Source organism: Lysobacter sp. yr284 (assembly GCF_900107375.1).
Lineage (GTDB): Bacteria > Pseudomonadota > Gammaproteobacteria > Xanthomonadales > Xanthomonadaceae > Lysobacter.
The window spans coordinates 155684-166661 of the sequence record NZ_FNPT01000008.1; the positions used below are offsets into that span (position 1 = coordinate 155684).

The window sequence follows — 10978 nt, forward strand, 5'->3', positions numbered from 1 at the left end:
CGGTGCCGCGGTCGCTGTCGATCGGGGCGGCCGCGCCGCCGTGGAGGGAAGGGCGGCGCCGCAGCGCCGCCCGCGACGCTCACGCCGACAATCGGCCCAGCGAGCTGTCCAGCACCCGTTGCAGCTTGCGCGCCGCGCCGCTGATGGCCGCGCGCATGGTGGCCGCGTCCTCGGTCGCGGCCATCGGCGGACGGCCTTCCAGCCGCGCCTCGATGGTGCAGTGCTTGTCGTGGCCGCCGCTCTTCTCGCCGTTGACGTCGCGCAGGTGCACCTCGACGCGGGTGATCTGTTCGCGGAAACGGCCCAGGTTCTGGTCGATCACGCCTTCCACGTGGTGTTCCAGCGAATCGTCGCCGCGGACATGGTGGTCGGTGTTGAGCTGGATCTTCATGCAAACGCCTCCTTGTGGCGCAGATATCGGGTCGACGCGCGGGCCCTTGCCCGGCGTCTGCGCGGTCCGCCGCTGTTCGGTCGGCTTGTCGGCCACGCAAAACTTCCGACCGGCGTCCTCGTGGAAGGTTCTCGTTGCGTTCAGCTTCGGCCCAGCCGGGACATGTCAGGGTGTGAGATCGCCCGCGAGGCGGGGCGGTACAATGGCGTCATGGTCGTCAACATCGCCGCCTACCATTTCGCCGTCATCGACGACCCGCCGCAGCTGGCCCAGCGCCTGCGCGAGCAGGCCGAAGCCCTGCAACTGCGCGGCACCGCGCTGGTCGCGCCGGAAGGCATCAACCTGTTCCTGGCCGGCAGCGGCGAGGCCATCGAGTCCCTGCTCGCGCAGCTGCGCGCCGACCCGCGCTTCGCAGGGCTCGCCGCCAAGTACAGCCGCAGCCGCGCGCAGCCGTTCGCCCGGCTCAAGGTCAAGCTGAAGCGGGAGATCATCGCGTTCCGCCGCGAACACAGCTCGCCGCTGCAGGGACGCGCACCGAGTGTGACGCCCGACACATTGGCGCGCTGGCTCGACCAGGGCCACGACGACGCCGGCAAGCGCGTGGTGCTGCTGGATACGCGCAACCGCGAAGAGGTCGGCTACGGCAGTTTCGACAACGCCCTGACCCTGCCGATCGACAACTTCACCCAGCTGCCCGAGGCGCTGGCGCCGCACCGCGAAGCGCTGCGCGAGGCCACCGTGGTCAGCTTCTGCACCGGCGGCATCCGCTGCGAAAAAGCCGCGCTGTGGCTGCGCGCGGACGGCATGGACAACCTGCTCCAGCTCGACGGCGGCATCCTGGGTTACTTCGAACACGTCGGCGGCCGCCACTACGACGGCGGCTGCTTCGTGTTCGACGACCGCCTCGCCCTGGACCCGCAGCTGCGGCCTTTGCGCGACGCCGCCGCCTGACTGGCTTTTTTTGCCATTCATTACAAATCGTTAACCCGTCCAAATGCGGCCTGCGGTTAGGCTGCGCGTTCGCGATGGACCGGCCCCGCGCCGTCCCCCGCCATCGCCAATGGACGCCGTCGCGCGCTGCGCCGCCGGCACTGAATCGTCATGAGGATCCCGATGAACCGACGCCTGTTCCCCGCTGTAGGCCTGCTCGCGGCCGCCGTCCTGGCGATGGCCGCATGCAGCCAGAGCGCGCCGGTCAACACTGCCGCCCCGCAGGAGACCACCGCCGCGGCGCCGGCCCCGCCCAAAGCCGTGCCCGATCCGGACGCCGAGCCGGTCTCGCGCGCCTCGCCGCCGATGCTGACGCCGGTCGCGCTGGGCACCTTCGACCCGGGCAACCCGGTCGCGCAGGCGACCACCGGCAAGCTGACCATCGACGACCTGGAAATGAAGGGCGAGAACGGTTCGCTGTACAAGACCGAGCGGGTCGCGATCGTGCGCGGCGGCGACCAGTACAGCGCCGGCCAAACCTATGGCGCGACCATGCAGGTCGAGGCCAGCCAGGCGGTGGAACTGCGCCGGGTGATCGAGCAGACCCCGCCCAGGGAAACCCCGGCCAACGCCTTCTGCGGCACCCAGCCGACCGGCTTCATCGCCCTGGCCAAGGTCAGCGAGGGCAGCGGCGACGTGATCAAGCTGATCGCGCTGCAGGGCAGCGACCTGCCGGCGGCGAGCGCTCAGGGCGTGGGCCTGTGCGCGTCGATGTTCTACATGGGCAAGGCGTTGCCGGACAAGGCGACCTCGTAAGCCGGCGCGGCTTCGCCTTGAATACCGCTGGGTGATTGTCGGGACCGCAGCGCGATCCTCCATCGCGTCATTCCGGCGAAAGCCGGAATCCATATTGTCGCTGCTCCGCTCGTTCCCGGGCAGGCAAATGCACGCGCAAGATCGAGATGGATTCCGGCTTTCGCCGGAATGACGCGATGAGAGTCCGTCACCGACGGTGCGAGTACCCGTCGCTGGCAATGGGGGGACTCGCCGTCCAGAGTGCGCCGGAACAGTAGCGGCAACGACCTCGCCGGATTCCGGCGGCTCAATCCGCCGCGCGGCCCAGCACCGCCCGCGCCGCCGCTTCGCCGGCGATCAGGCCGCTGGCGAAGCACGCGGTCAGCAGATAGCCGCCGGTCGGCGCTTCCCAATCCAGCATTTCGCCGGCGAAGAACGCCGGCGGCGACAGCGCGCCGCTGCGCAGGCCCGCGTCCAGCGCTTGCAGCCGCACGCCGCCGGCGCTGCTGATCGCCTCGGCGATCGGCCGCGCGCGCAGCAGCCGCAGCGGCAGGCGCTTGATCGTGCGCGCGACCGTGGCGGCGTCGTGCAGGCCGTCCTTGCCGAGGGTCTCGAACACCAGCGCGGCCTTGACCGCATCCAGCCCGGTCTGCCGGCGCAGGTGCTCGCCGACGCTGCGGCCGCCGCGCGGGCGGGCGAAGTCGCGCTGCAGGCGTTCCAGGTCGCGGCCCGGCGCCAGGTCGAGTTCCAGCACCGCCTCGCCGTGCGCGGCGATGCGTTCGCGCAGCATCGCCGACAGCGCATAGACCAGGCTGCCCTCGATCCCGGTCGCGGTGGTGACGCATTCGCCCTGCAGCGAACGTTCCTCGCCGCCTTCGCGCCAGTGCGCGACCACCGGCTTGAGCGGCGCGCCGGCGTGGCGCTGGGCGAAATGCCCGCTCCAGCCGATGTCGAAGCCGCAGTTGGCTGGCTGCAGCGGCGCGATGTCGAGGCCGCGCGCGCCCAGCCAGCCGGTCCAGGCGCCGTCGGACCCCAGCTGCGGCCAGCTGCCGCCGCCGAGCGCGAACACGCAGGCGCGCGCGCGGGTGCGCGCCGCGCCGGCGGGCGTGTCGAAACGCAGGCCGCCGTCGGCGTCCAGGCCGGTGCAGCGGTGCTGGACGTGGAAACGCACGCCGTCCTCGCGCAGCCGCCGCACCCAGCCGCGCAGCAGCGGCGCGGCCTTGCGGTCCATCGGGAACACCCGTCCGGAGCTGCCGACATAGGTCTCCACGCCGAAACCGCGCGCCCATTCGCGCAAGGCGTCGGCGTCGAAGCGGTCGAGCCAGCGCCCGATCTCGCCGGCGCGTTCGCCGTAGCGCGCATCGAAGCCCGGGCGCGGTTCGCCGTGGGTGAGGTTGAGCCCGCCCTTGCCGGCGATCAGGAACTTGCGTCCGACCGAGCCCTTGGCCTCGAACAGGTCGACCTCGACGCCGAGCGCGCGCGCGGCCTGCGCGGCCATCAGGCCGGCGGGGCCGCCGCCGACGATGGCCACGGCGGGCAGGGTTTCGGGCAGGGACGGGGCGGGGCCGGTTGCGGACACGGAGCGAGGGGCGAAGCGGTCGGGCGCGCATTATGCCCGCTGCCCGGTCCAGGCCGGGTGCGGCCGCGGTCTTGCCCGATCGGCCGGCCTTCGCGCGCGGCCGGCCCGCCCCCTGGCGCGGCGCCGTGGCTTGGCCCACAGTCGCCGATTCCCAGAATCGCCAGGAACCCCGATGCGAGCCACCGACTGGAAGGCGCAAGGCGCCGGACTGCTGATCTGCATGAGCGCCGCCGCCGGCGCCGCCGCGCAGGCGCCCGCCGCCGAAGCGGCCGCCGCGCCGCCGCTGCCGGAGCAGTTGCAGGACTTCGACGCCTACGTCGATGCGGTGCGCAAGCAGTTCGAGGTGCCCGGCATCGCCGTGGCCATCGTCAAGGACGGGCGCATCGTGCTCGAGCGCGGCTTCGGCGTGCGCGAGGCCGGCAAGCCCGAGCCGGTCGACGCCCACACCCTGTTCGCGATCGCCTCCAACACCAAGGCCTTCACCGCCGCCTCGCTGTCGATGCTGGCCGACGAGGGCAAGCTGAGCCTGGACGACCGGGTGATCGACCACCTGCCGTGGTTCCGCATGGCCGATCCCTACGTGACCCGCGAGATGCGCCTGCGCGACCTGCTCGCCCACCGCAGCGGCCTGGGCCTGGGCGCCGGCGACCTGCTGTACTGGCCCGGCACCGACTACAGCAACGAAGAGGTGGCGCGGCGCCTGGCCCACGTGCCCCTCAGCGGCGGCTTCCGCGGCCAGTACGCCTACGACAACATCCTCTACGGCGTGGCCCAGTTGGTGGTCGAGAAGGCCAGCGGCCAGAGCTACCGCGACTTCCTCGCCCAGCGCGTGTTCCAGCCGCTGGGCATGGACGAGACCCGCTACAACGCCGACGCGCTGCGCAGCGGCGACCGCGTCGCCAGCGGCCACGCCAAGGCCGATTTCAAGGACCTGCAGGTCGCCCCGCGGATGACCTGGTCGAACGTGGCCGGCGCCGGCGGCCTGTATTCGTCGGTGCACGACATGAGCAAGTGGATGCGCGCCCAGCTCGACGGCGGCGTGTACGGTCGCGACGGCGACAAGGAGCTGCGCTTGTTCAGCGCCAAGCGCCAGCGCGAGATGTGGTCGGTGGTGACGCCGATGCCGATCGCCGAGCCGGCGGTGCCGGAACTGGCGCCGGTCAAGCCGAATTTCGCCGGTTACGGCGAAGGCTGGCAGCTCACCGACTACCGCGGCGAAAAGCTGGTCTGGCACACCGGCGGCTGGCCCGGCATGGTGTCGCGGGTGACCCTGGTGCCGGCGCACAAGCTCGGCGTGGTGGTGCTGACCAACGCCGAACTCGGCGGCGCGTTCCAGGCGGTGACGCTGCGCGCGCTCGACGCCTACCTGGGCGCGCCGAAGACCGACTGGAACGCGGCCTACGCGGCCGCGCTGGCCAAGAGCCGCGGCAAGGCCGACGAGGATTGGGCCAAGCACCTCAAGGCGCGCGACGCCAAGTCGAAGCCGTCGCTGCCGCTGTCGGGCTATGCCGGCACTTACCGCGACCCGTGGTACGGCGATGTCGTCGTCGAACAGGCCGGCAACAAGCTGCGGCTGCGCTTCGGCCGCACCAAGGACCTCACCGGCGAACTCAGCCACTGGCAGCACGACACCTTCATCGTGCGCTGGGACCAGCGCTGGCTCAACGCCGATGCCTTCCTCAACTTCGCCCTGACCCCGGACGGCAAGGTGCGCGAGCTGCGCATGGAGGCGGTCTCGCCGCTGACCGATTTCAGCTTCGACTTCCAGGACCTGCGCCTGGCGCCGGTGGCGGCGGGCGAGACGAAGGCGGGCAGCTAGCGGGACGCGACGCGACGGCGCGGCGGGCGCAAGGCGTTTGCGTGCGCCGCTCGCGGTTCTGCGCCGTTGCCGCGTCGCGGGGGTAGGGTGATCCGCCATCGCCGGCGTTCTTGCCTATGACGACTGTACCCAGTCGATACGCCGGCATTTTCTCCAGGTGCCGGCGCCAGCTTGTGGCGAAGCGGTACCGTGACCGCCGAGCCACTTCCGGCCCCGCACCGCGGCGCTACGCGGTGCGGGGCCATCTTCCTTCGATGGTCCCCGCGCAACCTGCGGCGGTCGCTGCTGCGGCGCGCGTGCGCGCCATTGCCCTTCGGCCGCGCGGCGGCTATTCCCAGGCCGACGCCTCGCCGTCCGGCGCCAGCCGGCGGACCAGGAAATCCAGGAAGCAGGCGATCCGCGAGGCCAGCTGGGTGTTGCGGTAGTAGACCGCGTTGATCGGCTGGCGCACGTCCACGGTGCGGTCGGCGAACAACTGCGCGAGCGCGCCGCTGCGGCGGTCCTGGCGGGTCATGAAGTCCGACAGGCAGACGATGCCTTCGCCGGCCAGGGCGAGCTGGCGCAGGGTCTCGCCGCTGGAGGCGTGCAGGTCGGCGGCGATGTCGAGTTCGTTGCCGTGCGCGTCGCGCAGCGGCCAGCGGTTGAGCACCTGGGTCGGGGCGAAGCCGAGCAGGGTGTGGCCGGCCAGCTCGGCGACCTCGCGTGGGGTGCCGCGCGCGGCCAGGTAGGCCGGGCTGGCGAGCACGCGCAGGCGGCTGCCCGGCAGCGGCCGCGCGTGCAGGGTCGAATCGGTCAGCTGGCCGATCCGGATCGCCACGTCGGTGCGCTGTTCCAGCAGGTCGATGATCTGGTCGTTGGTGTTGAGTTCCAGTTCGACCTGCGGGAACGCGCGGCGGAAATCGCCGACCAGGGGCACGATCGCGTGCAGCATGAACGGCGAGGCGGCGTTGACCCGCAGCCGTCCCGCCGGCTGCTGGCGGCGCAGCGCCAGCGATTCCTCGGCGTCCTCGACGCTGGCCAGGATCGCCCGCGCCCGCGCCAGCATCGCCTCGCCTTCCTCGGTCAGTTCCAGCCGGCGCGTGGTCCGCCGCAGCAGGGTGGTGCCGAGTTTTTCCTCCAGCCGGCCCAGCGCCCGGCTGACCCCGGAGACGGTCTGGTCCAGCGTGCGCGCCGCCGCGGTGATCGAGCCGGTGTCGACTACGCTTACGAAGGCGAGCAGTTCGTCGAGGGTGAGTTTCATGGCAGCCGCATTATGGTTGGATTGCGCACGTGCGCGCAGCCGCCGCGCTCAATCGCAACCGTCGCGGACGCCGCCGAACACCGCCAGCGGCGCGCCGGTGCCGGTGTCGGCGCCGCTCACGCTGACGCGCAAGCGTTCTTCCGCGGCGTTCACGCGCAGGCGCAGCGGCGCGCCAGCCTCGGCGCGGTAGTCGATCTCGGCCGAGCGGCCGGCGCCGCCGCCGACCGCGACGAGCGCGCGCGGGGTGCGGGCGAATGCGACCCGGTCGTTGCCGCCGAGCACGAGCCGGGCCACGCCGTCCTGATCGAGATCGGGCACGGGATGGATCGCGCCGGGCGGCGTGCGCATCGGGACCGGGCCGGGTTCGGCGCCTAGGCGCGACGCGGGCGCGTCGGGATCGCCCACCGAGGCGGCGGTCAGCAGCGCGCGGCGGCCGTTGCGCGCCAGCCACAGCTGCAGGCGGCGGTCGGGATCGTCGCCGACCCGCGCGATCCCGCCGCGCAGCCAGTCGCGGCGTTCGGGGTCGGGCAGCAGGCGCAGCAGCACGGTGTCGCGGCCGTCGGGCCGGCTCGGCGCGTGGCGGATCCAGCAGCCGCGGGCGAGATCGACCGCGGCGGCGTCGGCGGTCGCGTGCGCGGCCGGCGGCGCATCGGCGGCGGCGCAGGCGGATGCCGCGGCGAGCAGGCAGGTGGCGACGGCGGAGCGTGGGGCGGGCAGGCGCGGCATGGGGACCTCGTGGGAACGGCGCGACGACGGCGCGGCGCGATGATGGCGGATGCGAACGCGCGGCCCCGTCGCGGGGTCGCGGCGGAACTGCGATGCCGGCGTTACGCCTGCGCCAACGCCGGTGCGCGGGCGCCTTCTCGCCAGTTTAATCGCCGCGCCGGCATGCTCGTGCGTCCGCACCGACGAGGCAGGATTCCATGGCCGCTGCGCCGCATCGAGGCTGTCGCTGGATCGCGGCGGCGACATTGGCGCTGGCCTGCGCCGGCTGCGGCGAGCGCGCCGCGTTGCAGGTCGCCGACGGCACCGGCCCGGCGCCGCAACTGCCCAAGCCGAACCCGACCCTGGTGCCGACCGTCGACGTCGCGCCCGCGGTCGGCTGGCGCGACGGCGCCCGGCCCACGCCCGCGCCGGGGCTGGCGGTGAACGCGTTCGCCCAGGGCCTGGACCACCCGCGCTGGCTGTACGTGCTGCCCAACGGCGATGTCTTGGTGGCCGAGAGCAACGCGCCGCGCAGCGAGCACAAGCCGTCCGGGATCAAGGCCTGGTTCGCCGCGCGCCTGATGAAGAAGGCCGGCGCCGCGGTGCCCAGCGCCGACCGCATCAGCCTGCTGCGCGACGCCGACGGCGACGGCACCGCCGAGACCCGCACGGTGTTCCTGCAGGGCCTGCATTCGCCGTTCGGCATGGCCCTGATCGGCGACCGGCTGTATGTGGCCAACGCCGATGCGGTGTGGCGGTTCGCGTACCGCGACGGCGCCACCGCGATCGACGCGGCCGGCGAGAAGGTCGCCGACCTGCCGGCCGGGATCAACCACCACTGGACCAAGAACCTGATCGCCAACGCCGCCGGCGACCGCCTCTACGTCACCGTCGGCTCCAACAGCAACGTCGGCGAGAACGGCCTGGCCGCCGAGGCAGGCCGCGCGGCGATCTGGGAGCTCGACCCGGCCAATGGCCACAAACGCCTGTTCGCCACCGGCCTGCGCAACCCCAACGGCCTGGCCTGGGAGCCGCATACCGGCACGCTGTGGACCGCGGTCAACGAGCGCGACGAGATCGGCAGCGACCTGGTGCCGGACTACATCACCTCGGTCGAGGACGGCGCGTTCTACGGCTGGCCGTACAGCTATTACGGGCAACACGTCGACACGCGGGTGCAGCCGCAGCGGCCGGATCTGGTCGCCAAGGCCAAGGCGCCCGACTACGCGCTGGGGCCGCACACCGCCTCGCTCGGCATCGCGTTTTCGGATCGCGCCAAGCTGCCGGCGCAATACGCGCACGGGCTGTTCGTCGGCCAGCACGGCTCGTGGAACCGCAAGCCCAAGAGCGGCTACAAGGTGATCTTCGTGGCGTTCGCCGACGGCAAGCCGGTCGGCGCGCCGCGCGATGTGCTCAGCGGTTTCCTCGACGCGAGCGAACAGGCGCAGGGGCGGCCGGTGGACGTGCGCATCGATGCGCGCGGCGCGCTGCTGGTCAGCGACGACGTCGGCAACACGGTGTGGCGGGTGACCGCGGCCGGCGGCTGAGCGCCGCGCTCAGTCGCAGCCGTCGCGGCGGCCGTCGAACAACGGCGTATCGCGGCCGGCGCCGGTGCCGCGCGCGGACACCAGGGTCAGCGCCAGGCGCTCTTCGGAGGCCTGCACCCGCAAGCGCCGGCTCGGGCCGGTGTGGGTGCCGGCGAGGAATTCGGCCGACAGGGTGTCCTGCGGCCAGTCGCCGGCCGCCAGCGGCCGCTCGGGCACGCGTGCGAACTCGATCCGCGGTTGCGGGAACAGCACCAGCGCCTGGGTCGAGCCCGGCGTGCGCCCGGACGCGTGCGTGGGCGCGAGCGGACGGATCTGCGGTTCGGCCGCCGCGGCCGATGCCGGCGCGCGCGGATCGGCGAGCGGGCGGCTGGCGAGCACGGCGCTGCCGCCGTCGCGCGCCAGCCACAGCTGCACGCGCCGGTCGGGGTCGTCGCCTTCGGGCCGCGAGAGCTGGCCGCTGAGCCATTCGGGGTGATCGCGATCGGGCAACAACCGCAGCAGCGCGCTGGCGCGGCCGTCGGCGGCGTCGCGCTGGATCCAGCAGCCGCGCGCGGCATCGACGGCGCGGTCGGGGGGCGATGCGGCGGCGGCCGGCGTCGGCGGCGCGGCGTGGGCGAGGCCGATGCACGCGAAGGCGTTGGCGAGCAGGACGGTGGCGCGGAGCACAATGGCGTGCGACATGGCGGCGGCGCTCGGGGGAAGGTGCGATCACCCTAGTGGCGCGCGCCGCAGCGGCGGGTGAATGCGCGCTCAGGACGCAGCGAGGGGCGGGCGATCCCCGGCTGCGGCAGGCAGGTCCGTGGCGGGGAACGGGTCGTCGCCGCTCGCGCGCAGCAGGCGCAGATCGATGCGGGTTTCGTAGCGCAGCGGCGAACAGCGGATCGCCTGGATGCGCGGCGGCGCGGCGCCGGGGCGGTGCTGCGCGCACAAGGCCAGCAGTTGGTCCTCGCCATCGAGGAACTGCCACAAGCGCCAGCGCTCGGGCGCGTCGTCGAAGCCCGGCGCCATCCACAAGCGCAAGCGCGCGTCCTCCAGGCGCACGCCGAACCGGTCCAGCGGCAGCGACAGGCCGGTGCCGCGGGCCTTGGCGTAGGCCTCCTTGAGCGTCCAGTACTCGATCGTGCGCCGCGCCCGCGCCGCGGCGGGCAGCGCGCGCAGGTCGGCGATCTCGTCGGCGGCGAAGTTGCGTTCGGCCGCGCCCAGCGACAGCGCGCGCGCGGCCAGCGATTCGGTGTCGATGCCGAGCGCGCGGCCGCGCGCGACCGCCAGCGCCACCACGCCGGCGGCGTGGGACAGGTTGAAGCGATGGTCGCCGGGATCGCCGCCGGCCAGCTCCGGCTTGCCGTGGCGGCCCTGGGCGAAGCGCAGCCGCTGCGGCGCGATGCCGGTGTGGCGCGACAGCGCGGTGCGCGCCAGCGCGCGCGCGAGCAAGTGGCGGCGGCGGTCGTCGCTGAGCCGATAGCGCTGCTCGCGCGCGCGTTCGGACCCATCCAGCAGGGCGCGCCATTGCGCCGTCAGCGCGTCGTCGTCGGCTTCGTCCAGGCGCGCGATCCAGATCGCGATGTCGTCGGCGTGCAGATGCATTCGGCGATCCGTGGCGGCGCCGGCGCGATGCGTCGGCGCGAAAGCGTCCGTGGTTCGAAATTGTTCGCGATGTCGCGCAAGTCCAGGACCTGATCGCGATCATGCGCACGATAAGCCAAGCGATCCGCGTCGGGTCTGTCCTTGCGGACAGGTGGATGGGACAGGTGCGAACGGACAGGTAGGCCAGGACAGGTGGGTGTGTTTGCGGCCACGGATACTGGTTCGTTGAGACAGGTGCGCGCGCGTTTTTGCTGCGTTCGCGCAACCGCAGCGGTCCGTTGGGACAGGGCCGGCAGGACAGTAGTTGCGCGTGTTGGCGTGCAGTTAAATACGCTTCGTGCGGATTCGGTACGGCGTATTGAGCGTTTGCGCCTTGCCCGGTGTCACG

10 protein-coding genes are annotated in these 10978 nt (G+C 72.8%); 4 read left to right on the top strand and 6 right to left on the bottom strand.

Features of this window, described 5'->3' with window-relative positions; genetic code table 11:
• Window positions 1–79 precede the first annotated feature (79 nt).
• Entirely contained in the window at window positions 80–391 is a 312-nt protein-coding gene (locus BLV01_RS14560; RefSeq protein WP_091800940.1) for an HPF/RaiA family ribosome-associated protein, read from the bottom strand.
• A 210-nt stretch (window positions 392–601) separates the two neighbouring features.
• Here BLV01_RS14560 and BLV01_RS14565 point away from each other — a divergent pair, with 210 nt between their 5' ends.
• Both BLV01_RS14565 and BLV01_RS14570 read left to right on the top strand, forming a co-directional pair.
• Entirely contained in the window at window positions 602–1342 is a 741-nt protein-coding gene (locus tag BLV01_RS14565) for a sulfurtransferase (RefSeq protein WP_091800943.1), read from the top strand.
• 162 nt (window positions 1343–1504) lie between these two features.
• Window positions 1505–2137 carry a hypothetical protein gene (locus BLV01_RS14570; RefSeq protein WP_091800945.1) on the top strand — a complete coding sequence of 211 codons (633 nt, stop codon included), beginning with the start codon at window positions 1505–1507 and terminating at the stop codon, window positions 2135–2137.
• A gap of 286 nt (window positions 2138–2423) precedes the next feature.
• On the opposite strand, the gene BLV01_RS14575 is transcribed toward BLV01_RS14570, so the two are convergent.
• Window positions 2424–3695 carry a TIGR03862 family flavoprotein gene (locus BLV01_RS14575; RefSeq protein WP_256375606.1) on the bottom strand — a complete coding sequence of 424 codons (1272 nt, stop codon included), beginning with the start codon at window positions 3693–3695 and terminating at the stop codon, window positions 2424–2426.
• 172 nt (window positions 3696–3867) lie between these two features.
• Between BLV01_RS14575 and BLV01_RS14580 the strand changes: the two genes are divergently transcribed.
• Complete coding sequence (locus tag BLV01_RS14580; protein ID WP_091800948.1) at window positions 3868–5514, top strand: serine hydrolase; 1647 nt, start codon at window positions 3868–3870, stop codon at window positions 5512–5514.
• A 328-nt stretch (window positions 5515–5842) separates the two neighbouring features.
• On the opposite strand, the gene BLV01_RS14585 is transcribed toward BLV01_RS14580, so the two are convergent.
• Together BLV01_RS14585 and BLV01_RS14590 are read right to left on the bottom strand one after the other, a co-directional pair.
• Window positions 5843–6754, bottom strand: coding sequence for a LysR substrate-binding domain-containing protein (locus tag BLV01_RS14585; RefSeq protein WP_091800950.1), 912 nt, complete (start codon window positions 6752–6754; stop codon window positions 5843–5845).
• A gap of 48 nt (window positions 6755–6802) precedes the next feature.
• Window positions 6803–7480, bottom strand: coding sequence for a hypothetical protein (locus BLV01_RS14590; protein ID WP_091800953.1), 678 nt, complete (start codon window positions 7478–7480; stop codon window positions 6803–6805).
• Window positions 7481–7677: 197 nt separating this feature from the next.
• Between BLV01_RS14590 and BLV01_RS14595 the strand changes: the two genes are divergently transcribed.
• Window positions 7678–9006, top strand: coding sequence for a PQQ-dependent sugar dehydrogenase (locus tag BLV01_RS14595; RefSeq protein WP_091800957.1), 1329 nt, complete (start codon window positions 7678–7680; stop codon window positions 9004–9006).
• A gap of 9 nt (window positions 9007–9015) precedes the next feature.
• Here the strand turns inward: BLV01_RS14595 and BLV01_RS14600 are convergent, their stop codons facing one another.
• Both BLV01_RS14600 and BLV01_RS14605 read right to left on the bottom strand, forming a co-directional pair.
• Window positions 9016–9687: a hypothetical protein gene (locus BLV01_RS14600; RefSeq protein ID WP_091800960.1), complete on the bottom strand. Its 672-nt coding sequence runs from the start codon at window positions 9685–9687 to the stop codon at window positions 9016–9018.
• A gap of 69 nt (window positions 9688–9756) precedes the next feature.
• Window positions 9757–10590: a 4'-phosphopantetheinyl transferase family protein gene (locus BLV01_RS14605; protein WP_091800963.1), complete on the bottom strand. Its 834-nt coding sequence runs from the start codon at window positions 10588–10590 to the stop codon at window positions 9757–9759.
• Between the last annotated feature and the right edge of the window lie 388 nt (window positions 10591–10978).